Genomic DNA, 23,011 nt, shown 5'->3' on the forward strand with positions numbered 1-23,011 from the left:
GCCTTTGAAACCCGATTTGGCGGCAATGAAGGCCGGGCAATTCAATTCATATTACAAATTGTAATATTAAACGGAAGCGCAACGATGGTCAGGCTAGACTTGCCGCCGCGGAAGCAACCAGCCGCTTCAACGTCCTGATCGTCGAGCCATCGGCGACGCCGTCGACGAGGCGCGGCCGGAAATGACGCTGGAAGGCCTCTACCGCGATCCGCGTGGCGGGGTCGAAAATCCTCGTGATTCCAAGACCATAGCCGTAAAGCGCCAGCAGCGACTGCAATTCCTCGACCTGAGCGCCCTGGTCGCCTTCGCGCAATGCCGCCCCTTGCCGGATCGGCGCCGCGGGCACCAGATGGCCGATGCCGGCAGCATGCAGCGCCTTCCACGGAAACCTTTCGCCGGGATCGACCTTGCGACCGGGTGCCACATCCGAATGCGCCAGAATACGTTCCGGCACGACGCCGTGGCGAGCCACAATCCCGGCGCAAAGCCCGATCACCGCCTCGATCTGCCGCTTCGGATAAGGCGGATAATCCAGGGAATGGCCGGGATTGACGATCTCGATACCAACGGAAGCCGAGTTGATGTCGGCATGGCCGCGCCAGAAACTCTTGCCCGCGTGCCACGCACGGTCGCTTTCGCGCACCATCTGCACGATCCGCCCGTCCTTGTGCACCAGATAATGCGACGACACCTCGCTCGCCGGGTCGCACAACCAGGCTTCGGCGCCTTCTCCGCTCGCCATGCCCGTATAGTGCAGCACGATCATGTCTGGCCGGAACGGTCCGCGGCGCGGGCCGAAATTGGGCGATACCCTGACGTCTGCTCCGGCATGGTCGGGCGAAAAGCCGCTCATGCCGGGGCGAGGTCCCGTTCGATCAACTCGTAGGCCGCGTTGATCGCGGCAACACGCGTCGTCGCGATCTTGATGAATTCCTGCGGCAGGCCGCGCGCGATCAGCCGGTCCGGGTGGTTTTCGGACACCAGCTTGCGGTAGCGCTTCTTCACCTCGGTGAAGGGCTGGCCGCGCTCGATGCCGAGCACGACATAGGGGTCGTCGGCGCCAAGATGCACATGCCGCGCCATGATACGCTGGTAATGCACGTCCTCGATGCGGAAGATTTCGGCGACCCGGTGCAGGAACTGCCCTTCCCGCTCATGCAAAACGCCGTCGGCGGTGGCGATGTGGAAGAGACCGTCGAGAATATCTTCCAGCATCATGCAGTTGGCGTGGCCGGAGCCGCACAGCCCCGCCATCTTCTCGGCATAGGCCTCGAAGCCGGCAACGTCCTGCTTGGCCAGATCGTAGAGCCGCGCCACATTATGCGTCTCTTCCGGCGGCACTTCGAAAATCTCGCGGAAAGCGCGGATTTCGTCCTGGGTGACGACGCCGTCGGCCTTGGCCATCTTGGCCGACAGCGCGATCATCGCCACCGAGAACGAGACGCGCCGGCGCAGTTCCGCGTCGCCGGAAAACACCGTGCGCACGGCCTCGACCACCTCGGCGATGCCAGCCGTGGCGGAGGCGGAAAGGCGGGCGATGAAATCACCAATGCGGTCCCAAATCGACATGCGCTTCTCTTAGAACCAAGCGCATGGCGCTATCAAGGCACGATCGCGTCATGGGCCGGTTCGGCGAAAGCCGTTTGAGCGATAACGCCCTAGGCGGCCGTCCGGTTCGGCCGGCGCACCGCCCTTATCTTGCTGGAGTGGCCGCCGCCGCAGAAGAAGCGGTCACCGCCGTCGGATTCAAGCCCGGAAACGCCTGAGCCGGCCGGCAACTCCAGCCGTTCCAGCACCTCTCCGGTCTTCGGATCGACACGCCGGACCTCACTCTCCTCGCCATCCCACATGCCGTGCCAGAGTTCGCCGTCCACCCAGGTCACCCCGGTGACGAAGCGGTTGGAGGAAATCGTGCGCAGGATGGTTCCCGTCTCCGGATCGATCTGGTGGATCTTGCAATCGCGATACTGCCCCACCCATAGCGAGCCCTCGGCCCAGGCAAGGCCGGAATCGCCACCGCCGCCGGGTGCCGGGATCGTTGCCAGAACGCGCCCGCTCGCTGGATCGATCTTCTGGATGCGGTCCTCGGCGATCTGGTAGAGATGCTGGCCATCGAAAGCAGTTCCGGCATGCGCGGCAACATCGATCGAGCGCACGGTTTCGCCGCTTGCCGGGTCGAGCGCGTTCAATCTGTCGCCGGAGGCGAACCAGACATTGCGGCCATCGAAGGTCACGCCAGCCACCTTTTCGACGCCCGGAAAGGGACCGTATTCGCGGATGATTTCGGCGGCGGTGCGTTTCATGGTTCAGCCTCGTGTTTCAATATTGGAGCACGGAGCCCTGCGGCTCCTGTCCTTCAAAGCCACTCTAGTCGCTCGGCAGCGGTCCCGGGAGTAACAAGGCTGTCGGGAAACCCGGCACCGGCGGCGTCATCCAGCGAACCGCCCGGCCACGGCCGAACGAGTGGACCTTGCCGGCCGCGGCCAACTGCTCCAGCGCCCGCTGAACCGTGCGCGGGCTGGCGCCGAGCGCGAGTGCCAGAGCCGAGCTCGACCAGGCTTCGCCATCGGCCAGGAAAGCCAGCACCGCCGCATTTTCCTCCTCGACGGGCGGTGCCAGCACCACCGCATCGGCGGACCGGCGCGGCGCAAGCGCAAAACCCTCGCTGGTCGCGTTCACCTCGACCAGCATCCTGAGTTCCGCGCGCAGGCGACCGATCTCGACCCTCAGCCGCGCACGATGCGATTCATCGGCATATTTCGCGCCAAAGGCACGCAGCAGAAGTGTGCTTCGGGACACATCGCCCGGCCACGCTTCAGCCAGTTCGCGCACAAGGGCGAACAGCACCGGGCGCGTCGCCAGCGGCACCACGATGCCGCCGCCGCGCACGACGTTGCGGCAGGCGTCGACCACCAGCGACCCGGACGCCAGCAGCGTCTCGACCTCGTCGAGCAGCAAGGGGCGTGCCTGCCCATGGGCGATCAGCCGCGCGGCGGGTGCCTCAAGCACCACGGCGGCGCTCTCCACCTCGGCGATCAACGCGCCGATGCCCGACTGGCGCGCTGCCTCGCCGGCCCGCGCAAGAGCGGCCCGCGCAGCCCTGGTCTGCAGGCGCCGGATCGCGATGCCGGCCGCCGCCAGCTCGCGCGAAGCCCTTGCCGCCGGTGGCAAGGGTCCGACGTCGGCTTCCGTCAGCAGGCGTTCGGCTTCGTCGAGGCGGCCGATCAACAGCAGGCGCCGGATTTCGAGATTGCGCGCGTGAGCAGCGTTGACGCGATCACCATGGGCTTCCAGCGTCGCTCGGGCGGCATCGAGCGCCTTCACCGGCCAGCCGAGGTCGCGCGAGACCAGCGCGATCTCGGCTTCGGCGACGACACAACGCGCGCGCGCCACCGCTTCCTTCGGACCAAAGGCACGCGCCGCGTTCTTGAGCAGCATCTTTGCCCGGGCGAAGTCGCCAAGCTGCGCCATGGTGATACCGCGCAAAGCCAGCGCCGGCGCGTCATCGCGCAGGCCGACCCGCTTCAAGGCGCCAAGCGGATCACCGGCCGCCAGAGCGCGGGCTGCCGCGGTGATCAGCGAGTCCATGGCAATCCCGTCAAATTTGTAACTCCCGCCATCGCGCGCTCCGGGCTTAGCCTGATCCTATTCCGAAGCAAACGGCCGGACCAGTGACGGTCCGCCGAGAGTTCACAAGGAGACGTTCGATGACGATGCATGTGACAGGAACGCGCAAACAATGGCTCGAAGCGCGGCTCGACCTGCTCGCGGCCGAAAAGGAATTGACGCGGCGCAGCGACGCACTGGCCGAGCTGCGCCAAAAACTGCCATGGGTGCGGATCGACAAGGACTATCGCTTTGACACCGCCGCCGGCAGCGCCTCGTTGGTCGACCTCTTCAAGGGCCGCTCGCAGCTGCTCGTCTATCATTTCATGTTCGGCCCCGACTACAAGGCCGGTTGCCCCTCCTGCTCCTCGATCGCCGACGGCGTCAACGGCAGCGTCGTGCACCTCGAAAACCATGACGTTGCCTTCACCGCCATCTCGCGGGCACCGCTGGAAAAGCTGCTCGCTTACAGGCAGCGCATGGGATGGAGCTTCGACTGGGCTTCCTCCTTCGGCAGCGATTTCAACAGCGATTTCGGCGTCTGGTTCAGCGAAGAGCAGCAGCGCGCCGGCATCGACTACAACTATCGCCGCGAGCCAGCGATGGCTGGACCAGCAGCGGAACTGACCGACAGCAAATCGCAGCCGCGCGACGACGACAGTCCGGTCGCCCAGTTTGCCGCCACGACCGGAACCGACGCTGCCACCTTCTTGCGCGATCTGCCCGGCCTCAGCGCCTTCGTGTTGGAAGACGGGCAGGTCTACCACACCTATTCCGCCTATTCGCGTGGCCTGGACGGTATCTGGGGCATGTATCAGTGGCTGGACCGTGCTCCCAAAGGCCGCAACGAAACCGGTTTCTGGTGGCGCCGCAACGACGAATACGGTCGGGCGTAACGACTATGTTCGCGCTTGATCGAACCGGAAGCAACACGCCCAACGGGCCGCGCGGCGCAACGGCAGGCTTCACGGATTGGCTCTGCCTCGCTGCCACGCCGACCTTCGCTGCAATGGCGCTGCTCAGCGCCGTCACCGGAGGGGCGGACATGATCTGCTCCTCCATGGCGGACGCCCTGCCGCTCAACGGCATGGTGATGATGTATCTGCTGATGAGCGCTTTCCACCTGCCGCCCTGGCTGCGGCTCGTTGCCGGCCGCGCTGGCAGGTCGGTCGATGCAGACCGGCCGGATCGCGGATTTTCCGTCTGAGACCAGAACGTCTCGACAACTGACCGCTAGAAACCAAGAAAAAGGCCGGGACACGCCCGGCCTTCTTCGTTTTTGCGCGGCCGGCATCGACCGGCCGCTTCAAGCCAGGACTTCCCGCGCTTATTGCGCCGGTGCCGTGGAGTTCGGCTGCGCCGGCTTCATGGTGTTGTCGGCTGGCGGCTGCGCCTGCGGGGTCGCAGGCTTCATCGGCTGCACGTCGGCGGGAGGCGGCGTCGTGCTTTCCGTCGTGGTCTTGTCCGTGCCGGTACCACTGCCGCCGCCGCTGTTTTCACTGCAGGCGGCGACACCGAGCAACAGCAACGCCGAAACCGAGGCAAGAACGAGGTTTTTCATCGCTTTTCTCCTTCGCAACTTCACCCCCTTGTGAAGGGCGGCATCGGTTCAATGCCGCAGACGCGCATCCGTTTCGTCACATTGCGTTTCGCTCTGTAACAGCCGAACCCACGCGATCGGCCGTTGCCGGGCCGCGCCATCGGCTCTAACAGGGAGGGCAATGGCATCGAGAGGACGGTCGATGAACGGAAAATGGGACTTCTGGATCGACCGCGGCGGTACCTTCACCGACGTCATCGGGCGCGGACCGGACAGTGCGCTCCATCCCATGAAGCTGTTGTCGGAAAACCCGGAGGCCTACCCCGACGCCGCCATCCATGGCATTCGCACCTTGCTCGGCCTCGCGCCCGGCACGGCCATTCCGGCCGATGCCATCGGCGAGGTGCGCATGGGCACCACGGTCGCCACCAACGCGCTGCTGGAGCGCAAGGGCGACCGCGTCTTGCTGCTCATCACCAAGGGTTTTCGCGATGCGTTGCGCATCGCCTATCAGGCGCGCCCCGACATCTTCGCCAAGGAGATCATCCTGCCCGAACAGCTCTACGAGCGCGTCGTCGAGGTGGACGAGCGGGTGCGCGCTGACGGCTGCGTGGAACGGCTTCTCGACATCGCCAATGTCAAGCCGGCGATCGAACAGGCCAAGGCCGACGGCATCGACGCTGTCGCCATCGTCTTCATGCATGCCTGGAAATATCCCGAGCATGAGAAGGCGGTGGCCAAGGTCTGCCACAAAGCCGGCTTCTCGCAGGTTTCGGTGAGCCACGAAGTGTCGCCGCTCATCAAGCTGGTCGGGCGCGGCGATACCACAGTGGTCGACGCCTACCTGTCGCCGATCCTGTCGCGCTACGTGCAGCGGGTGGCGGGCGAACTGGGCATCGTGTCGGCACAGCCCAGCGAGCGCTCGGCCGCGAGCCCGAGACTGACGTTCATGATGTCCTCGGGCGGCCTGACCGCGGCCGACAAGTTCCAGGGCAAGGACGCGCTGCTGTCCGGCCCGGCCGGCGGTGTCGTCGGCATGGTGGAAACCGCGCGGCTCGCCGGCTTCGAGAAAGTCATCGGCTTCGACATGGGCGGCACCTCGACCGACGTCGCCCATTATGACGGCGACTACGAACGCGCCTTCGACACCGAGGTCGCCGGCGTGCGCATCCGCGCACCGATGATGCGCATCCACACCGTCGCCGCCGGCGGCGGCTCGGTCTTGCATTTCGAGGCCGGCCGCTTCCGCGTCGGCCCGGACTCCGCCGGCGCCAATCCCGGCCCCGCCAGCTATCGCCGCGGCGGCCCGCTCGCCGTCACCGACGCCAATGTCATGCTGGGCAAGCTGCAGCCCGATTTCTTCCCGTCGATCTTCGGCCCTGGACAAGACCGGCCGCTGGATGCCGAGGCGGTACGGGCAAAATTTATCGCGCTGGCAACGGAGATCGGCGACGACCGCAGCCCCGAGGCGGTGGCCGAAGGCTTCGTCACCATCGCGGTGGAAAACATGGCCAACGCCATCAAGAAGATTTCGGTGCAGCGCGGCTACGACGTCACCGAATATCTGCTGAACTGCTTCGGCGGCGCCGGCGGCCAGCATGCCTGCCTGGTGGCCGATGCGCTCGGCATGGAGGCGGTGCTGATCCATCCGCTTTCCGGCCTTCTGTCAGCCTATGGCATCGGCCTGTCCTCGGTGTTCGCATCGCGCCAAAAGGCGTTGCTGGCGCCGCTTGCCGAGAGCGCGCTGGCTGAGATCGAGGACGCGCTGGCTGCCCTGCGCGAGGCGGTTGTGAACGAGCTTGCGGAGCAAGGCGTCGCGGCAACCGGCATCGAGACGAGGCCGGTGCTGCATATCCGCTATGACGGCACCGACACCGCTCTGCCGGTCGATTTTTCCGCTGGCTCCATTGAGGCGGCGAAGCGCGATTTCGAGGCCATGCACAAGGCGCAGTTCGGCTTCGTCTATGCCGACAAGCCGATGATCGTCGAAACCGGCGCTGTCGAGGGATGGGAACAAGCCCGGAATGGCCTGGGCGAGGCCAGTGCTCCGCTCGCGAAAATCGACGCGGCAGCTCCAGAGACCAGACGGGTCTATTGCGAGGGTAAATGGCACGAGGCCGGCATGCTCCGGCGTGAGGCGATGAATGCCGGCAACAAGGTCGCCGGCCCCGCTTTGATCATCGAGCCGAACCAGACCATCGTCGTCGAACCCGGCTGGCGGGCCGAGATCACGGCGCGCAACCATGTGCTCTTGCGCCGCGCGGAGAAAAAGCAACGCCGCGCGGCACTCGGCACCGAAGCCGACCCGGTCATGCTGGAGGTGTTCAACAACCTGTTCATGTCGATCGCCGAGCAGATGGGCGTGACGCTGCAGAACACCGCCTATTCGGTCAACATCAAGGAGCGGCTCGATTTCTCCTGCGCCGTCTTCGATCGCAACGGCGCGCTGGTCGCCAACGCCCCGCACATGCCGGTGCATCTGGGCTCGATGGACCGCTCGGTCGAAACAATCATCCGCCTCAACCAGGGCGACATCCGGCCGGGCGACGTCTTCGCCCTCAACGCCCCTTACAATGGCGGCACCCATCTGCCGGATATCACCGTGGTGACGCCGGTGTTCGACGACGCACGGGAGAACATCCTGTTCTGGACCGCCTCGCGCGGCCACCATGCCGATGTCGGCGGAACGGCACCCGGTTCGATGACCCCGCTGGCAACCACAGTCGACGAGGAAGGCGTGCTGTTCGACAATTTCCGACTGGTCGAGCAAGGCCGATTCCGCGAGACAGAACTCGTCCACCTGCTGACCGACCATCGCTACCCTGCCCGCAATCCCGCCCAGAACGTTGCCGACCTCAAGGCACAGATCGCCGCCAACGAAAAGGGCGTCGCCGAGCTGCGCCGCATGGTCGAGCATTTCGGCCTCGACGTCGTCGAAGCCTATATGGGCCATGTCCAGGACAATGCGGCCGAAAGCGTGCGGCGCGTGCTCGACCGGCTGCCGGACAGTTCCGCCTATGCCTATGCCACCGATACCGGCCAGGTCATCAAGGTCAGCATCGCCATCGACCGCGGCAGGCGCCAGGCCACCGTCGACTTCACCGGCACCTCGCCGGTGATGAAGAACAATTTCAACGCGCCGGAGCCGGTGGCGCGGGCGGCCGTGCTTTACGCCTTCCGCGTCATGGTCGAGGACAACATCCCGATGAACGCTGGCTGCTTGCGGCCGATCACCATCGTCATCCCGGACGGCTCGATGCTCAAGCCGGCCTACCCTGCCGCCGTCGTCGCTGGCAATGTCGAGACCTCGCAGCACGTCACCAACGCGCTGTTCGGCGCCATGGGCGCCATGGCCAACGCGCAGGGCACGATGAACAACCTGACTTTCGGCAACGATCGCTACCAATACTACGAGACCATCTGCTCGGGCTCGCCGGCGGGGCGCATGAATGACGGCCGCGGCTTTGCCGGCACGTCCGGCGTACACACCCACATGACCAATTCGCGCCTGACCGACCCGGAAATCCTCGAATTGCGTTTCCCCGTGCTTTTGGAGGACTTCCGCATTCGCCAAGGCTCCGGCGGCAAGGGTCGCTGGAGCGCCGGCGATGGCACCCGCCGCTCGATCCGTTTCCTGGAGAAGATGGAGTGCGCGATCCTCTCCTCGCACCGCTCGCGCCCGCCGCAAGGCCTCGATGGCGGCGGCGACGGCGAAGTGGGCTCGACCAAGGTGCGCCGCCTCGACGGCCGCGTCGATGTGCTGAAAGCCTGCGACCAGACCGTGCTGGAGAAAGGCGAGGCGGTGATCGTGACGACGCCGACGCCGGGCGGCTATGGCGCGGGATGAAGCGCGTCGTCCCTAGTCCAGGTTGGTCTGGATCCACTTCGGCGACAGGTGGATGTCGAGCGTCTGCAGCCGCCCCGGCCCCAGATTGATGAAGCGGTGCGGCAGGGCGGCCGGTCCGAGCACGACGTCGCCGGCCTCCGCGTCGATCACCTCGTCGCCGACGAAAAAGCGCGCGCGGCCCTGCTGGACCACGAAGATTTCGTCATAGGGGTGGATGTGCAGCACCGGCCCCGTGCCGGGCTCATCGTTGCCATAGGTCAATATTGTGACCTCGGTCGGCAAGGTCTCGCCATTGACAGACCCGCGATAAGGACCCGGCAGCGCGGCGTCGAAAAGCCGGGCCTTCGCCGGTGAACGACCGTCCGGAACGACGGTCGTGGGGTCGAAATCGCGTCGAGTCATAAAAGTCTCCGATCTATGCCCCCGAAAAATGGACAAGCCGGCCGCCGAGCGCAAGCCGACTCCGCCGCGTCATGTGCCCGTCACCCCCGCGTCACCGCACTGTCATGCCGCTGCGCTACGCGCTTCGCCCAATGTAAACGGGGAATCGCCTTGCCATGTCGGACGTTTCTGCGGAACTGGTTTTCAGGCGCGGCAAGGAAGTGGGAAAGGCGGTCTACCAGAACCGCGCCCTCTCCAAGGCGGGCATTTCCGAGCGCCTGTTCGCGCTGCTGTTTTCCGGTCTCGTCTACCCGCAGATCTGGGAAGACCCCGATATCGACATCGAGGCGATGCAGCTCGGCGAAGGCCACCGCGTCGTCACCATCGCCTCGGGCGGCTGCAACATCCTGGCCTATCTCACGCGCTCGCCGGCGAAAATCGACGCCGTCGACCTCAACGCGGCCCATATCGCGCTGAACCGCATGAAGCTCACCGCCGTGCGTGATCTGCCGACGCAGGCCGATTTGTTCCGCTTCTTCGGCGCGGCCGGCGCCGAGCACAATTCCGCCGCCTATGACCGTTTCATCGCGCCCAATCTCGATCCGGTCAGCCGCCACTATTGGGAAAAGCGCAATTGGCGCGGTCGCCGCCGCATCGAGGTGTTCAATCGCAATTTCTACCGCACCGGCCTGCTCGGCCTGTTCATCGCCACCGGCCATCGCGCCGGCCGCCTGTTCGGCGTCGATCCGTCCGGCATCATGGCTGCCACCGATCTCGCCGAGCAGCGCCGCTTCTTCGACGAGAAGCTGGCGCCGGTCTTCGACAACAAGCTTTTGCGCTGGGCAACCTCGCGCAAGGCCTCGCTGTTCGGCCTGGGCATCCCGCCGGCGCAATACGATTCCCTCATCACCTCCGGCGATGGCTCGATGGCCTCGGTGCTGAAGGCGCGCCTCGAAAAGCTCGCTTGCGATTTCCCGCTGAAGGACAATTATTTCGCCTGGCAGGCTTTCGCGCGCCGCTATCCCAATCCGGGCGAGGCAGCCCTGCCAGCCTATCTGGAAAAGGAAAACCACGCGACGCTGAAGGCCAATGTCGACCGCGTCGGCATCCACCATGCCAACATGATCGAATTCCTGGCCGGCAAGGACGCCGGCACGGTCGACCGCTTCATCCTGCTCGACGCGCAGGACTGGATGACCGACGAGCAGCTCAACGCGCTGTGGACCGAGATCACCCGCGCCGCCTCGCCCGGCGCGCGCGTCATCTTCCGCACCGCCGCCGAGCCCAGCCTGCTGCCGGGCCGTGTCTCCGCCTCCCTGCTCGACCAGTGGCACTACGAGGACGAAGCCTCGCGCGACTATTCCGCCCGCGACCGCTCGGCGATCTATGGCGGCTTCCACCTCTACGTGAAGCGCGGCTGATGAGCACGCAGGAGCTTCCCGCCAATCATGCCGAACTGATGGACGGCGTCTATCGCTGGCAGCGCCACATCTATGACCTGACCCGCAAATATTATCTGCTCGGCCGCGACCGGCTGATCGCCGGTCTCGACGTGCCGGCCGGCGGCAGTGTGCTGGAACTCGGTTGCGGCACCGGCCGCAACCTTGTGCTGACCGCCCGACACTATCCTGACGCCCGTCTCTATGGCCTCGACATCTCAGCCGAGATGCTGGACAGCGCGCAGGCCGCGATCGTTCGCGACGGTATCGCCGGCCGCGCTGTTTTGGCCCGCGCGGATGCCACCGACTTCGATCCCCAGGCGCTGTTCGGCGTCGCGCATTTCGACCGCGTCTTCGTGTCCTATTCGCTGTCGATGATCCCCAGTTGGGAAAAGACCGTGGCCGCCGGGCTTGCCGCGCTGGCACCCGGCGGATCGCTGCATGTCGTCGATTTCGGCCAGCAGGAAAAGCTGCCCGGCTGGTTCCGCTCGCTGCTTCAGGCGTGGCTGCGGAAATTCCACGTCAGTCCGCGTGAATCGCTGCACGAAGTGCTTGAATCGGAATCCGCCAAAGCCGGCGCAAGCCTTTCATTCGAAAGACTTTATCGCGGCTACGCATGGCTGGCGATAGCCCGACGCTGACCCCTTTTTCCCTCGCGGGAGAAGGAAACAGCGCCCTTACTTCAGCACCTTTGCCAGCGCCGCCGTCAGGTTCTGCGGCCGGTAGCCGAGCTTGAACGGCGTCAGCCCCAGCCGCACGACGACCAGCTTCTGCGACGGCACGACCGCGACGGTCTGTCCGTCATGCCCTTCGAGCCAATAGGTGTCCGCCGGCACGCCGGCCCGGGCGGTAGCGCCGGGGTCGTTCTCGTTGCCGGGCGCCTCGATCCACAATTGGCCTCGCGTATAGACATTCTTGGAGGCTGGCGCCGGCTCGCGCATCCACGATACGAAGCCGTCGGGGAGGATCTGCTGGCCGTTCCAGGCGCCGTCCTGCAACAGGAACTGGCCGAAGCGTGCCCAGTCACGCGCCGTGGCGTAAAGATAGGACGAGCCGACGAAGGTTCCGTGCTGGTCTGTCTCCAGCACCGCGCTGTTCATGCCGATCGGCTGGAACAGCTTCTGGCGCGGCCATGCCAGCGCCTGCTTCGGGTCGGCGAAGGTGTTTTGCCAGATGCGCGACAGCATCACCGCCGTGCCGCTCGAATAGGAATAGACCTTGCCGGGCTCTCCCGTCAGCGGCTTGTTGGAGGCGAAATCGGCCATGTTGCCTTGCTGGTAGAGCATGCGTGTCACGTCGGTGACCGCGCCATAGTCTTCGTTGAACTCCAGCCCGCTCGACATTGCCATCATGTCGGCCAGCGTGACCGCGGCACGCTTGTCGGCCTTCCAGTCGGCGAACAGGCCCTGGTCGGTGATGGCAAGCTTGCCTTCCTTGACCAGCGTGCCGACGATCGCGGCGTTGACCGATTTGGTCATCGACCAGCCGAGCAGCGGCGTGTTTTCGGAGAAACCGGCACCGTAGCGCTCGCCGAGGATGCGGCCGTTCTGGGCCACCACGACGGCGCGCATGCCCGGACCGGTCAGACCCGCATCGTCAAGGATTTTCGCAATCTCCGGGTTTTGCGAGGGCTCGACACGGCCGCCTTCCGGCCACAGCGCGTCGGCCACCGTCGGCGGCGTGACGATATCGGTGCTGATTGCCTTGGCTGCAGCCACATTGCCGTCGGGCACGTCGGTGCAGCCGAGCCCCGGACGCAGCACCGCCGTCCCCTTGCCGAAGATACCAAGCAGGCCGGCGCTGACCGTGCCGCCGCTCTTGTCGACATTCAGCATCATCAGCTTGAGGATCGGATGACCCGGCGCCTGCACGTCCACCGCCAGAACCTGCCCGGCATCGCGCCCGGCCAGGAAGACGTTCGAGCAGACGATCTTGGCCGTGTAGTTGGCGGCGACCCGGATCAAGACCGGCGGCGCGATCCACAGCCAGACCGCCCCGCCGATAACGGCGACGACGATCAGCCAGAGCAGCCATTTGAAAATCTTGCCGATGACACGCATGCCCTGCCTCCCAACAGTCGGTGCCGCAATCTGCCGCGATTGGCACCAAGATCGCAACAGCGGATGTCGCCGCGCTAATTTCCCTTAGGGAAAGCAGGCTTGTCAGGCTTAACTCCCTCCCCTGCGATGGGACCGCGACCCATTGCACTTCGCCTGGCATCAACCGATTATCAACCATGTTGGGCGATGACAGAGGGATGTGTTGCGGCCAGGTGGGCACGCCGCAACCGGCTAAGGACCGGCAGAACGACCCATCCGCAACCGGCGGCCTCCGGTCTGGACCTGAATATCGGATGCGCCGTCTCGCGATCGCCTTTTCCCTGCTGGCGCTTTCCGCCTGTTCTACGGTCGACACGCTTAGCCCGGTGGCGTCCGGCTCGGGCTCCAGTTCCGGCGCCGGCTCCGTGGTCGTGCGGGCACCCCGCTTCGCCGATTCCAACCCGCATGAATGGGACAGTGGCGCGCCCTGGAACTATGCCGTCCACGGCACCGACGTGTCCAAATACCAGACATCCGTCGACTGGCCGAAGGCGAGAGCCAACGGCGTTTCCTTCGCCTTTATCAAGGCGACGGAGGGCGGCGACCGCGTCGACGACATGTTCGCAGAGCATTGGCGCAGCACGAAAGCAGCGGGTGTTCCCCGCGCGGCCTACCATTTCTACTATTTCTGCCGCCCGGCGGCCGAACAAGCGCGCTGGTTCATCGAGAACGTGCCGAACGAGCGCTCCTCGATGCCGCCCGTGCTCGACATGGAATGGAACCCGCAATCGCCGACCTGCAAGCTGCGTCCGCCTGCCGAGACGGTGCGTTCGGAGATGACCATCTTCCTGCAGATGGTCGAGAAGCACTACGGCAAGAAGCCGATCATCTACACCTCCGTCGACTTCTTCGACGACAACAACCTGTCGACCTTCCGCGGCTATCCCTACTGGCTGCGCTCGGTCGCCGGCCATCCCACCAAGAAATACGGAAGCCACCCCTTCACCTTCTGGCAATACACCGGAACCGGGGTCATTCCAGGCATGAAGGGCGATGCCGACATCAACGTTTTCAACGGTACCGAGGCCGCCTGGAACAAGTGGCTGCGTCAGAACACCCGTTGACAGGGCGGCCCTCGCCTGCTTTTCGACACTGACCGCGCAGGCCATTTGCGCCGCGCCACGTAATCAGTCCGAAAGGAAGACCATGCGACTGCGCTCCCAGCTCATTGCTGCGCTGCTGCCGGTATTGGTGGCAGCTCCCGCCATGGCGCAGGAATCCGCGCCCACGCAACAGCAGGTTACCCCCGCTGCCGGCGTCCAGCCCGATGCCGGCGCCGGCGCACAGTTTGACCCGACTGCAGCACCTTGCGGCGGCGACTTCGATGCCTGGAAGCAGGGCATCACCGAGGAGGCCAAGGCCGCCGGCGTCGGCGCCGCCGGCCTCGAGGCGCTCGAGGATTCGCGCATCGACACCCGCGTCCTGGCGCGCGACCGCTCGCAAGGCGTGTTCTCGCAGACCTTCACCCAGTTCTCCGGCCGCATGATCTCGGCCTACCGGCTGAAGCAAGGCGCCGCGATGATGCAGAAATACGGCTCGGTCTTCGCCCGCGCCCAGCAGGAATTCGGCGTGCAGCCGGCCATCGTCACCGCATTCTGGGCGCTGGAGACCGATTTCGGCGCCGTCCAGGGCGATTTCGGCACGCTGAACGCGCTGGTCACGCTGTCGCATGACTGCCGCCGCCCGGCCACCTTCCGTCGCCAGATCGTGCCGCTGCTCAAGCTGATCGACCGCGGCGACCTGCCCGCCGACGTCAAGGGCGCCTGGGCCGGTGAGATCGGCCAGACCCAGATGCTGCCGATCGACTATCTGGAAGACAGCGTCGATGGCGACGGCGACGGCAAGGTCGACCTGCGCAACAGCGCGCCCGACGTCATCATGACCACCGCCAAGAAGCTCGAGATCAAGGGCTGGAAGCGCGATCAACCCTGGGTGCAGGAAGTGCGCGTGCCCGACACCTTGCCCTGGGAACAGACGGCGCGCACCAACAAGATGCTGATCAGCCAGTGGAACGCATGGGGCCTCACCAATCCCGACGGCTCGCCGCTCAAGGACAACGGACTGAAGGCCGGCCTGGCGTTACCGATGGGCCGCAAGGGCCCCGCCTTCCTGACCTACGAGAACTTCGACGTTTATATCGAGTGGAACCAGTCCTTCACCTATGCGCTGACCGCCGCCGTTCTGGCGACCCGCTTTGCCGGCGCCCCGGCCTATGACCCGCGCGATCCCGAGCCCGGCCTCAGCATGGACCAGATGAAGGAGCTGCAGAACAAACTGGAAGCCAAGGGCTACGACGTCGGCAAGGTCGACGGCATCCTCGGCACCAACACGCGCGATGCCGTGCGCAAGGAGCAGATCAGGCTCGGCATTCCAGCCGACGGCTGGCCGACGCCGGACCTGCTCGCGAAGCTCTCGTCGTAGCTATTTGGCTTCGGTGCAGGTCACCGGTTTCTGCGGGTTCTGCATCAGGTCGGTGAAGGTCGCTTCCTTGCCCTTGGTCCACCACTCGTATTGCTGCCCGACATAGCGCGCGCCGGAACCGCTGATCACCGAAACGGTGACGACGGTGGTCTTGCCGAGATCCAGCACGGCGAACTGGTTGGCGCTGGTGTTGATGTAGGTGACCGTCATTTTGCGCCCGGGGCAGGTGTAGGTCGCTTTTGTGGTCTGAGGTTTTTCCTTCCCCGGCAGCTTGATCGCCACGGTCGTCGCCGATGCGACGACAGTCATCGCCAGCAGCGAGCCTGCGAGAAATGCAATGCCTTTCACGGTCGATCTCCCAATAGGTTGAACCCTCGAACTCAATCCGCCATCGTCTCCAGACTGGCGAAGCCCTGCGGCGCCTCGCCCTCGTCGAAGGGCGTCGTCACTTCCACGAAGGTGTCTGGATAAAAGCCGTTGAAGCGGGTGCGCAGCGACAGCGAATAGGCGCCGATATGGCCGATCTCGATCCAGTCGCCGGTATCCACCGTTTCCGGCAGCCAGAACGGCCGCGACAGGATGTCGACGGAATCGCAGGTCGCCCCGCACACCTTGAACGGCACGATGTTCTTTTCCGAGCCGTTGCGCGAGCGGATCGCGGGATCGGGGATGAAACGCGCCGGCAGCGTGATCTTGCCGGTCCACGAATCCGACAGTGACGCCCAGATGCCGTCATTGATGTAGAGCCGCCTGCCCTTGCGCAGCAACACACGCACGATCAGCGACAGGCAGCGCGCCACGATCACCCGGCCGGGTTCGGCCACCAGCGGCATCTGGTCAAAACCGTATTCCTTGAGATCGCCGGACAGCCTGGACATGATCTGGCCGAGCGACGGCATTTCGACATGCTTGCGGTTCGGGTCGTGGCCATATTCGGCCGGGAAGCCGCCGCCGACATCGAGCCCGGCGAGATCGAAGGAGAGCCGGTTGCGCACCCAGTCGGCCGAGGCGAGTGCCCGCTCATAGGTGTCGGGGTCCTCGATCTGGCTGCCGACATGGAAGCACAGCCCGACCTTGTAGCCGGTGCGCGCCAGCCGCTCCGCCAGTTCCACCGCGTTGGCCGGCCCGGCGCCGAACTTCTTCGACAGCTCATAGGCGGCGTGGCCCTTGGTCTGGACACGGACAAAGACGGTGATCGCACCGGGGTCGATGTCGAGCGCGCGCACCACCCGCGTCAGCTTGGTGATCTCGTCCTCATGGTCGACGGCGATGACGCGGATGCCGTATTTCTCCAGCGCCAGCTTGATGTCCGACTGCGCCTTGATCGGGTGCATGTAGAGCATTTCCGCATCCGGCGAGATGGCGCGCACGGCGGCGAATTCACCTGGAGACGCCACGTCGAAGGCGGTAACGCCTGCCTCGGCCAGCGCTTTCAGCACGATCTGCTCGCCATTGGTCTTGACCGCATAGGCGGTCTTGCCCGGAAACATCTGCATGAATTGCCGGGCATCGTCCTTCAGCACCTGAGGGCGGAAGCAATAGATCGGATCGTCGGGGCGGAGCGCGAGGGCTGCCTCGCGGGCGTTTTCGAATCGCTGCATGGGGCGAATCCCTGTTCTCGGTGCGTAATTATTTCACGCTAGCCGGGAAAGAAAACACTTCCATGTCTGTTCGCTTCATTACTGATCCAGCAAAAGGAATTGGCAGGAATAAAGCCGCCGACGGCAGGATTCGGGTGGCCGCGAGCCTAAGAGCGGCTAATCTTGCCCGACAGCAACGCGCTGCACGGGAGGGAACCGCCAGCCATGAGCACCGCAACGACACAGACCGTTTCCACCGGGCCGATGAGCGCGAGGGACTGGGGCCAGCTTCTGCTGCTCGGCGCCATCTGGGGCGGCTCGTTCTTTTTCGCCCGCATCGCGGTAGCGGAAATGCACCCGCTGGTGCTGGTGTTGTTTCGCGTGGCGATCGCGGCGGCCGCACTGCATGTCTTCCTCCTCCTGCGCGGCCCCTCCTTCCAGCTGGCGCTGCCCCATGCCGGCCTGTTCTTCCTGCTGGCGCTCACCAACAACGTCATCCCCTTCGCGCTGATCTTCGCCGGCCAGACCCAGCTCGGCGCAGGTATAGCCTCGGTGCTCAACGCGACGACGCCGTTCTGGACGTTGATCGTCGCCAATGCGATGACCACCGACGAGAAACTGTCCGTGAACAAGCTCGCCGGCATCGGCCTCGGCATCGCCGGCACCGCCGTCATGGTCGGCCCGGGCGTACTGGCGGGCCTTGGCGGACCGGTCTGGCCGAAATTCGCGCTGATCGGTGCCTCGCTCTCCTATGCCTTCGCACTGATGGTGGCGCGGCGGCTGAAGAGCGTACCGCCGCCGGTGTTGGCGACTGGCCAGTTGACCGCCTCCACCATCATCATGATCCCGGTTGCGCTGCTTGCCGTCGGACCGGGCGGCTTGTTCGTGGCGAGCACGCCGGTGTGGACTGCTGTGTTCGGCCTGGCATTGTTGTCCACCGCCTTCGCCTACATCCTTTATTTCAACCTGGTCGCCTCCGCCGGAGCTACCAACGCGTCGCTGGTGACGCTGATCGTGCCGGTCAGCGCCATCCTGCTTGGCATCGCTTTCCTGGGCGAGCGCATCGAGCTGCTCGAGCTTATCGGGATGGTGCTGATCGGGCTTGGCCTGGTCACCATAGACGGGCGTCTTTTCGCCCGTCGCTGACACCTTTCAGACACAATTTATGCACAGCCGGCTCACCGCTGTTTCGCCAAGGAATTCAAGGCATAGGGGCAAGAGACAGGTCGAATTTTCTAAAGGCTTGTCGCATTGCAGCACATTTTCTTCTTGTGTGTTGCCTGATTGCCTCTAGACTCTGGCCATAGTTTTCCAAGAGGAGGCTATGTCATGGGACTAACGAGGCCACTCAACGCATTGATGATTTGTGCTGCGTTTGCATTCATTGGCGCCCTCATTGTGGGCGTTCTTCCATAAAGCCGCGAAAGCGGGGGAAAGCAGCACCTGATAGTTCAAATCATTGAAAAGGCCGGGGAAACCCGGCCTTTTTCCATTCTGGGACTTTGTAGGAACTCCTGCCCCGCTTATAGTACCGGCGACCCCGGGGGGTAGGAAGACGAGCGATGCGGATCGACGAACCCAGCACCCGCGACGATTTCCCGATGCTTGCCGTCGCCTCCAGCGCGGAGTGGCGCGCTTGGCTGGAAACCAATGGGCGCACCGCCCGAGGCGTGAGCCTCCTCATCCGTCACAAGACCAGCGAGGCGCCGGGCATCCACTTCCATCAGGCGATCGAGGATGCGCTCTGCTACGGCTGGGCCGACGGCCGGGCTTCGCGGCGCGACACCGACAGTTTCCACCTCACCTTTTCGCCGCGTCCGGTCGACGGCGTCTGGGACAGGATCAGCCGCGAACGCGCCGAAAGCCTGATCGACAGGGGCCTGATGCGGGAGCCCGGCCTTGCCGCCATACGCCTGGCCAGAAGCGCCGGCAACTGGGAGACAGCGGCCGGCGCCTTCCCGGCCAGCCTGCCGGTCGATCTGCGGCAGGAGTTCGACAAGAACCGCGCCGCCTACCGCAATTTCGAACGGCTGCCGACACCGTCCAGGCGGCTAATCCTCGACTGGATCAGCCGGGCCGGGCAGCAGCAGACGCGACAGCGCCGCATCGAGCAGGCAGTCGCGATGGCGGAGGGTGTGGCTGGAAACACTGGCACATCCGCCTCCTCCTGAACGACCACGCCGACACCGTCGTCATCCCGGAAGCCGAAGCGCAGCGAAGGCTATCCGGGACCCATTGGCCGCATCGTCGTCGAGAGCGGCCCGGTCCTCGCTTAGTCTGCCCGCACTTCCGCACTGGTGCCGTGCACTCCGCCGATGTCACGGCGAAATTTGAACCCGGCCGCGCTGCTCAATAGGTTCTCGGTCGGCGCTCGGCTCCGCCTCGCTTGCCCGGAATGACGCGCGTGTAACTCAGGCGGCGGCCGGTCCCGCCTTGGCAACCGTTGCCGTGTGGCTTGCCGGCACCGCAGCTTCCGCAGCCGGCTGGTGCGCGCGGATGCCGATCATGTGGCAGATGGCGAAGACGAGGTCGGCGCGGTTCATCGTGTAGAAATGGAAGTCGCCGACGCCACGCTCGACAAGATCGAGCACCTGCTCGGCCGCTACGGCGGAAGCGACCAGCGCATGGGTCTGCGGGTCGTTGTCCAGCCCTTCGAAACGCTCGGCCAGCCAGGCTGGCACATGGGCGCCGGCGCGCGTGGCGAAGTTCGCCACCTGCCGGAAACTGTGCACCGGCTGAATGCCCGGCACGATCGGGATGTAGATACCGGCGCGGCGCACACGCTCGACGTAACGTTCGTAGAGATCGTTGTCGAAGAAGAACTGGGTGATCGCCCGCTTGGCGCCATTGTCCACCTTGCGCTTCAGCATTTCGATGTCGGTGGCGAAGTCTGGGCTCTCCGGATGCTTTTCCGGATAAGCGGCGACCGAAATGTCGAAATCGGCGATCCCCTTCAGGCCCGCCACCAGTTCGGCGCCGTTCTGATAGCCGCCGGGATGCGGCGTATAGGCCTGGCCAACGCCGGAGGCCGGATCGCCGCGCAGCGCGACGAAACGCTTGATGCCGGTGGCGGAAAAATCGCGGATCACCGCGTCCACCTCCTCGCGCGTCGCACCGACGCAGGTGAGATGCGCCGCCGCCGGAACGCCGGTTTCGGTGAGGATACGACGCACCGTGCGTGCCGTGCGTTCGCGTGTCGAGCCGCCGGCGCCATAGGTGACGGAGACGAAGTTCGGCCTCAGCGGTTCCAGCCGCTTGACCGTCTCCCACAGCCTGGCTTCCATCTCGTCGGTCTTCGGCGGGAAGAACTCGAACGAAACCCGGATCTTGTCGCCGATGTCGGGGCGGCGGGAAAGGCGGAACTGGTTCATCAGGCGATTTCCCGCACGGATTGGGTTTCGGGGATGGGATCGGCGATCAGCAGGCGCCGGTCGCGACCGAGCCACAATTTGACGGTGAGCTTGGCGTCGGAGCCGCCGCGCGGTTCGAAATCCTGGCTCTCCTCAAGATCGAGACCGGCTTCGGTGAACCATTCGGCGATCTGCCGGTCTGAGAAGCCGAGGCGCTGATGCGCATGCTCGTCGCGCAGGAACTCCAGCGCGTGCGCGGCGAAATCGACGATGATCAACCGCCCGGACGGGCGCAGCAGCCGCGCCGCGGCGCGAATGGCGGCCGCCGGATCGTCAAGATAATGCAGCACCTGATGGATGGTGATCAGGTCGAAAGAATCGCGTTCCACCGGTGGCGAAAGGATATCGCCTTGGCGCACCTGCGCATGCGCCACGCCGGCCTTGTCGAGATTGGCGCGGGCCACCGCCAGCATCTCACGCGACATATCGATGCCGACGCCACGCCGGTAGAGCGGCGCGAAAATTTCGAGCAGGCGGCCGGTGCCGGTGCCGAGATCGAGCATCGACTGGAACGGCCGCTTGCCGACCAGTTTGAGCAAAGCCGCCTCGACCGCGCGCTCCGGCACGTGCAGCGAACGGATTTCGTCCCAGCTCGCGGCGTTGGTGGAGAAATATTCGGCAGCGCGGTCCTGGCGCTTGCGTTTGACCGTCGCCAGCCGCTCAAGATCGCGCTCGCCTTGCGGATCGTCGGCGCGGATGCCGCCAATCAGCCTGAGCACGAAGTCGCGTGCATTGTCGAGGTCGGAGAGGCGGAAGAAGGCCCAGGACCCTTCCTGGTAACGACCGATCAACCCGGCATCGAGCAGCAATTTGAGATGGCGCGAGACACGCGGTTGCGACTGACCAAGGATTTCGGTGAGGTCGGAAACCGTGAGGTCGCCGCGCGCCAAAAGCGCCAGAATGCGCAACCGGCTGGATTCGGCCGCCGCCTTCAATGTATCTACCATCGTGTCGAGTGCGACATGCATGATCGAAGTCTCGCGCAAAAGATATAAACATATGTTTATGTCAATTTCGCAAGCCTTGCAATTGGCAATGTCGCGTCACGACCAGAAAATGGCGCAGCCCTTTTGCGCGGGGGACGATCGATGTTTGAGATGCGCGACGGAGAGGTACGACTAGCCGACGATCCGGCCATGCTGGACCCGGACGGTCATCTCGTCTTCATCGGCCGCGTTCTGTCGCCCTGGATGGCGCGGGAGGACTGTCCGAAGAACATGCGCGCCGCGAGAGAGACCAGCCAGCCGGCGGCATTGCTGATCGACGAGCCTTATCGCCCCGGCCTGACCGGATTGGAGCGCGCCAACCATATCCATGTGCTGACCTGGATGCACCACGCGCCGCGGAATCTGATTGTGCAGAAACCACGCCATGCTACGGAAGCCAAAGGCGTTTTCGCGCTGCGGTCGCCGGCCCGGCCGAACCCCGTCGGCCTGCATTCGGTGCGGCTTGTCTCGCTCGATATCGCGGCGGGCAGACTGGAGATCGAGACCATCGACGCGCTAGACGGCACGCCGATCATCGACATCAAGCCTTATTTTCCCTCGGTCGATGTTTTGGCCGACGCACTGATGCCGGACCGGGGTGAGCGATGACCGCGCCGACCGGCCGCCGCCGCGCCATCGCCAAGGCGCTCACCGCACTTTTGCCGCTGGCGCCTTATGCCGACATGGAGCGCATCCGCACCGACGCCGGCGCCGTGCATATGAAGACCTTGCCGCCAGGCATCGCGGTGTGGCTGGCGACGATTGCCCATGTCCGCCACCAGCACACCGATTACGAGAAGCTGCTGGCGGAAGGCTATGACCGCGACTCGGCGCGTTTCTTTGTCGTCGGCCAGACCAACGAGGTGCTGACACGCTGGCGCGCCACCCGCCTGCTCGACCCGGATGACGACGAAGACTAGGCTCAGATCGCCGTAAAGGCGTTGTCGACGAACAGGTGCGCGCCGTTGACGAAGCTCGATTCGTCGCTGGCCAGGAACAGCGCCGCCTTCGCCACCTCCTCCGGTTCGCCGATGCGGCCCTGCTGGGCGGCAATCGCCGCCTCGGAGACATCGACGCCGAGCCGCTGCAATTCCGCAACTTCACGCAAGCCGTGCGGCGTGCGGATGAAGCCGGGGCAGACAGCGTTGCAGCGGATGTTCCTGTCGCGGAACTCGACGGCGATTGCGCGCGCGAACATGTGGCAGGCGCCCTTGGTGGTGTCGTAGAGCACCTCCATCGGCGTCGCCGCCACCGCCGAAATGGACGAGGTGCAGACGATGGAGCCGCCGCCGGCCGCGATCATGCCCGGCAGCACCGCGCGCGTCATCAGGAACATCGAGCGCACGTTGACGGCATGCAGCCAATCCCATTCCGTCACCGTGGTGTCCAGGAACGGCTTGATGACGATGGTGCCGGCATGGTTGAACAGCACGGTCGCCGCCCCAAGAGTTTCCGCCGCCGCCTTCACCGCCGCTTCGACCTGGGCCTCGTCCGAGACATCGGCGGTGAAATAGGCGGCCTCGCCGCCGGCCGCCTCGATCTCGGCAACGGCGGCCGCCGAGGCTTCCGCGTTGCGGTCGACGATCGCCACCTTCGCGCCTTCTGCCGCGAAGAGGCGCGAGGCAGCGCCGCCCATGCCCGTCGCACCGCCCGAGACGATCGCCACCTTACCTTGCAGTCTTCCAGTCATGTTCTTGTCCCT

The 23,011-nt window shown here is 65.0% G+C and carries 23 protein-coding genes; 11 read left to right on the forward strand and 12 right to left on the reverse strand.

What is annotated here, in order from left to right; translation table 11 throughout:
* Window positions 1-88: 88 nt before the first annotated feature.
* From QFZ88_RS05185 to QFZ88_RS05200, 4 genes are all read right to left on the reverse strand, one after another.
* Window positions 89-853, reverse strand: a complete 765-nt coding sequence (locus QFZ88_RS05185; protein ID WP_024923451.1) for a peptidoglycan recognition protein family protein — start codon at window positions 851-853, stop codon at window positions 89-91.
* Window positions 850-1,569, reverse strand: coding sequence for a J domain-containing protein (locus QFZ88_RS05190; protein WP_024923452.1), 720 nt, complete (start codon window positions 1,567-1,569; stop codon window positions 850-852). Before QFZ88_RS05190 ends, QFZ88_RS05185 begins: the two co-directional genes overlap by 4 nt.
* 89 nt (window positions 1,570-1,658) lie before the next feature.
* Window positions 1,659-2,303 (reverse strand): PQQ-binding-like beta-propeller repeat protein, encoded by a 645-nt coding sequence (locus QFZ88_RS05195; RefSeq protein ID WP_024923453.1) that lies wholly within the window; start codon window positions 2,301-2,303, stop codon window positions 1,659-1,661.
* 64 nt (window positions 2,304-2,367) lie between these two features.
* Window positions 2,368-3,588, reverse strand: coding sequence for a hypothetical protein (locus tag QFZ88_RS05200; protein ID WP_024923454.1), 1,221 nt, complete (start codon window positions 3,586-3,588; stop codon window positions 2,368-2,370).
* 119 nt (window positions 3,589-3,707) lie between these two features.
* Here QFZ88_RS05200 and QFZ88_RS05205 point away from each other — a divergent pair, with 119 nt between their 5' ends.
* On the forward strand, window positions 3,708-4,502 hold the full coding sequence (locus tag QFZ88_RS05205) for a DUF899 domain-containing protein (RefSeq protein ID WP_024923455.1): 795 nt from the start codon (window positions 3,708-3,710) through the stop codon (window positions 4,500-4,502).
* Window positions 4,503-4,507: 5 nt separating this feature from the next.
* Window positions 4,508-4,813, forward strand: a complete 306-nt coding sequence (locus QFZ88_RS05210) for a hypothetical protein (protein WP_024923456.1) — start codon at window positions 4,508-4,510, stop codon at window positions 4,811-4,813.
* A 120-nt stretch (window positions 4,814-4,933) separates the two neighbouring features.
* Here QFZ88_RS05210 and QFZ88_RS05215 read toward each other — a convergent pair whose 3' ends face one another.
* Window positions 4,934-5,167, reverse strand: coding sequence for a hypothetical protein (locus QFZ88_RS05215; RefSeq protein ID WP_024923457.1), 234 nt, complete (start codon window positions 5,165-5,167; stop codon window positions 4,934-4,936).
* Between the two features lie 181 nt (window positions 5,168-5,348).
* Between QFZ88_RS05215 and QFZ88_RS05220 the strand changes: the two genes are divergently transcribed.
* The gene (locus QFZ88_RS05220; protein ID WP_179654195.1) at window positions 5,349-8,993 is read left to right on the forward strand and encodes a hydantoinase B/oxoprolinase family protein; all 3,645 of its coding nucleotides are present in this window, start codon (window positions 5,349-5,351) and stop codon (window positions 8,991-8,993) included.
* Between the two features lie 12 nt (window positions 8,994-9,005).
* Here the strand turns inward: QFZ88_RS05220 and QFZ88_RS05225 are convergent, their stop codons facing one another.
* The gene (locus QFZ88_RS05225; protein ID WP_024923459.1) at window positions 9,006-9,395 is read right to left on the reverse strand and encodes a cupin domain-containing protein; all 390 of its coding nucleotides are present in this window, start codon (window positions 9,393-9,395) and stop codon (window positions 9,006-9,008) included.
* A gap of 155 nt (window positions 9,396-9,550) precedes the next feature.
* On the opposite strand from QFZ88_RS05225, the gene QFZ88_RS05230 reads away from it, so the two are divergent.
* Both QFZ88_RS05230 and QFZ88_RS05235 read left to right on the forward strand, forming a co-directional pair.
* Entirely contained in the window at window positions 9,551-10,795 is a 1,245-nt protein-coding gene (locus QFZ88_RS05230) for a DUF3419 family protein (RefSeq protein WP_024923460.1), read from the forward strand.
* On the forward strand, window positions 10,795-11,454 hold the full coding sequence (locus tag QFZ88_RS05235) for a class I SAM-dependent methyltransferase (protein WP_024923461.1): 660 nt from the start codon (window positions 10,795-10,797) through the stop codon (window positions 11,452-11,454). The genes QFZ88_RS05230 and QFZ88_RS05235 overlap by 1 nt, the downstream gene beginning before the upstream one ends.
* A 36-nt stretch (window positions 11,455-11,490) precedes the next feature.
* Here QFZ88_RS05235 and QFZ88_RS05240 read toward each other — a convergent pair whose 3' ends face one another.
* Complete coding sequence (locus tag QFZ88_RS05240) at window positions 11,491-12,873, reverse strand: serine hydrolase domain-containing protein (RefSeq protein ID WP_024923462.1); 1,383 nt, start codon at window positions 12,871-12,873, stop codon at window positions 11,491-11,493.
* A gap of 293 nt (window positions 12,874-13,166) precedes the next feature.
* On the opposite strand from QFZ88_RS05240, the gene QFZ88_RS05245 reads away from it, so the two are divergent.
* Window positions 13,167-13,976 (forward strand): GH25 family lysozyme, encoded by an 810-nt coding sequence (locus tag QFZ88_RS05245; RefSeq protein ID WP_024923463.1) that lies wholly within the window; start codon window positions 13,167-13,169, stop codon window positions 13,974-13,976.
* Between the two features lie 82 nt (window positions 13,977-14,058).
* Window positions 14,059-15,333: a lytic murein transglycosylase gene (locus tag QFZ88_RS05250; protein ID WP_024923464.1), complete on the forward strand. Its 1,275-nt coding sequence runs from the start codon at window positions 14,059-14,061 to the stop codon at window positions 15,331-15,333.
* Here the strand turns inward: QFZ88_RS05250 and QFZ88_RS05255 are convergent, their stop codons facing one another.
* Together QFZ88_RS05255 and QFZ88_RS05260 are read right to left on the reverse strand one after the other, a co-directional pair.
* Window positions 15,334-15,681, reverse strand: coding sequence for an MliC family protein (locus tag QFZ88_RS05255; RefSeq protein ID WP_036254254.1), 348 nt, complete (start codon window positions 15,679-15,681; stop codon window positions 15,334-15,336).
* Window positions 15,682-15,713: 32 nt separating this feature from the next.
* Window positions 15,714-16,934, reverse strand: a complete 1,221-nt coding sequence (locus tag QFZ88_RS05260; RefSeq protein WP_024923466.1) for an alanine racemase — start codon at window positions 16,932-16,934, stop codon at window positions 15,714-15,716.
* A gap of 204 nt (window positions 16,935-17,138) precedes the next feature.
* Here QFZ88_RS05260 and QFZ88_RS05265 point away from each other — a divergent pair, with 204 nt between their 5' ends.
* Together QFZ88_RS05265 and QFZ88_RS05270 are read left to right on the forward strand one after the other, a co-directional pair.
* Window positions 17,139-18,059, forward strand: a complete 921-nt coding sequence (locus tag QFZ88_RS05265) for a DMT family transporter (RefSeq protein ID WP_024923467.1) — start codon at window positions 17,139-17,141, stop codon at window positions 18,057-18,059.
* A gap of 416 nt (window positions 18,060-18,475) precedes the next feature.
* Window positions 18,476-19,084, forward strand: coding sequence for a YdeI/OmpD-associated family protein (locus tag QFZ88_RS05270; RefSeq protein ID WP_024923468.1), 609 nt, complete (start codon window positions 18,476-18,478; stop codon window positions 19,082-19,084).
* A 240-nt stretch (window positions 19,085-19,324) separates the two neighbouring features.
* Here the strand turns inward: QFZ88_RS05270 and metF are convergent, their stop codons facing one another.
* Together metF and QFZ88_RS05280 are read right to left on the reverse strand one after the other, a co-directional pair.
* The gene (gene metF, locus QFZ88_RS05275) at window positions 19,325-20,284 is read right to left on the reverse strand and encodes a methylenetetrahydrofolate reductase [NAD(P)H] (RefSeq protein WP_024923469.1); all 960 of its coding nucleotides are present in this window, start codon (window positions 20,282-20,284) and stop codon (window positions 19,325-19,327) included.
* Window positions 20,284-21,291, reverse strand: a complete 1,008-nt coding sequence (locus QFZ88_RS05280; protein WP_024923470.1) for an ArsR/SmtB family transcription factor — start codon at window positions 21,289-21,291, stop codon at window positions 20,284-20,286. The genes metF and QFZ88_RS05280 overlap by 1 nt, the downstream gene beginning before the upstream one ends.
* 120 nt (window positions 21,292-21,411) lie before the next feature.
* Here QFZ88_RS05280 and tsaA point away from each other — a divergent pair, with 120 nt between their 5' ends.
* On the forward strand, window positions 21,412-21,918 hold the full coding sequence (tsaA, locus tag QFZ88_RS05285) for a tRNA (N6-threonylcarbamoyladenosine(37)-N6)-methyltransferase TrmO (RefSeq protein WP_024923471.1): 507 nt from the start codon (window positions 21,412-21,414) through the stop codon (window positions 21,916-21,918).
* Window positions 21,915-22,229 carry a DUF2293 domain-containing protein gene (locus QFZ88_RS05290; RefSeq protein WP_024923472.1) on the forward strand — a complete coding sequence of 105 codons (315 nt, stop codon included), beginning with the start codon at window positions 21,915-21,917 and terminating at the stop codon, window positions 22,227-22,229. The genes tsaA and QFZ88_RS05290 overlap by 4 nt, the downstream gene beginning before the upstream one ends.
* A gap of 2 nt (window positions 22,230-22,231) precedes the next feature.
* On the opposite strand, the gene QFZ88_RS05295 is transcribed toward QFZ88_RS05290, so the two are convergent.
* Window positions 22,232-22,999, reverse strand: a complete 768-nt coding sequence (locus QFZ88_RS05295) for an SDR family NAD(P)-dependent oxidoreductase (RefSeq protein WP_024923473.1) — start codon at window positions 22,997-22,999, stop codon at window positions 22,232-22,234.
* Window positions 23,000-23,011 lie beyond the last annotated feature (12 nt).

Origin of the sequence: Mesorhizobium sp. YL-MeA3-2017 (genome assembly GCF_030814575.1) — a bacterium.
Taxonomy (GTDB): domain Bacteria; phylum Pseudomonadota; class Alphaproteobacteria; order Rhizobiales; family Rhizobiaceae; genus Mesorhizobium; species Mesorhizobium terrae.

Coding starts and splice junctions, on each gene's coding strand:
- QFZ88_RS05185 (WP_024923451.1), bottom strand. CDS start 853: ATGAGCGGCTTTTCGCCCGACCATGCCGGAGCAGACGTCAGGGTATCG.
- QFZ88_RS05190 (WP_024923452.1), bottom strand. CDS start 1,569: ATGTCGATTTGGGACCGCATTGGTGATTTCATCGCCCGCCTTTCCGCC.
- QFZ88_RS05195 (WP_024923453.1), bottom strand. CDS start 2,303: ATGAAACGCACCGCCGCCGAAATCATCCGCGAATACGGTCCCTTTCCG.
- QFZ88_RS05200 (WP_024923454.1), bottom strand. CDS start 3,588: ATGGACTCGCTGATCACCGCGGCAGCCCGCGCTCTGGCGGCCGGTGAT.
- QFZ88_RS05205 (WP_024923455.1), top strand. CDS start 3,708: ATGACGATGCATGTGACAGGAACGCGCAAACAATGGCTCGAAGCGCGG.
- QFZ88_RS05210 (WP_024923456.1), top strand. CDS start 4,508: ATGTTCGCGCTTGATCGAACCGGAAGCAACACGCCCAACGGGCCGCGC.
- QFZ88_RS05215 (WP_024923457.1), bottom strand. CDS start 5,167: ATGAAAAACCTCGTTCTTGCCTCGGTTTCGGCGTTGCTGTTGCTCGGT.
- QFZ88_RS05220 (WP_179654195.1), top strand. CDS start 5,349: ATGAACGGAAAATGGGACTTCTGGATCGACCGCGGCGGTACCTTCACC.
- QFZ88_RS05225 (WP_024923459.1), bottom strand. CDS start 9,395: ATGACTCGACGCGATTTCGACCCCACGACCGTCGTTCCGGACGGTCGT.
- QFZ88_RS05230 (WP_024923460.1), top strand. CDS start 9,551: ATGTCGGACGTTTCTGCGGAACTGGTTTTCAGGCGCGGCAAGGAAGTG.
- QFZ88_RS05235 (WP_024923461.1), top strand. CDS start 10,795: ATGAGCACGCAGGAGCTTCCCGCCAATCATGCCGAACTGATGGACGGC.
- QFZ88_RS05240 (WP_024923462.1), bottom strand. CDS start 12,873: ATGCGTGTCATCGGCAAGATTTTCAAATGGCTGCTCTGGCTGATCGTC.
- QFZ88_RS05245 (WP_024923463.1), top strand. CDS start 13,167: ATGCGCCGTCTCGCGATCGCCTTTTCCCTGCTGGCGCTTTCCGCCTGT.
- QFZ88_RS05250 (WP_024923464.1), top strand. CDS start 14,059: ATGCGACTGCGCTCCCAGCTCATTGCTGCGCTGCTGCCGGTATTGGTG.
- QFZ88_RS05260 (WP_024923466.1), bottom strand. CDS start 16,934: ATGCAGCGATTCGAAAACGCCCGCGAGGCAGCCCTCGCGCTCCGCCCC.
- QFZ88_RS05265 (WP_024923467.1), top strand. CDS start 17,139: ATGAGCACCGCAACGACACAGACCGTTTCCACCGGGCCGATGAGCGCG.
- QFZ88_RS05270 (WP_024923468.1), top strand. CDS start 18,476: ATGCGGATCGACGAACCCAGCACCCGCGACGATTTCCCGATGCTTGCC.
- metF (WP_024923469.1), bottom strand. CDS start 20,284: ATGAACCAGTTCCGCCTTTCCCGCCGCCCCGACATCGGCGACAAGATC.
- QFZ88_RS05280 (WP_024923470.1), bottom strand. CDS start 21,291: ATGCATGTCGCACTCGACACGATGGTAGATACATTGAAGGCGGCGGCC.
- tsaA (WP_024923471.1), top strand. CDS start 21,412: ATGTTTGAGATGCGCGACGGAGAGGTACGACTAGCCGACGATCCGGCC.
- QFZ88_RS05290 (WP_024923472.1), top strand. CDS start 21,915: ATGACCGCGCCGACCGGCCGCCGCCGCGCCATCGCCAAGGCGCTCACC.
- QFZ88_RS05295 (WP_024923473.1), bottom strand. CDS start 22,999: ATGACTGGAAGACTGCAAGGTAAGGTGGCGATCGTCTCGGGCGGTGCG.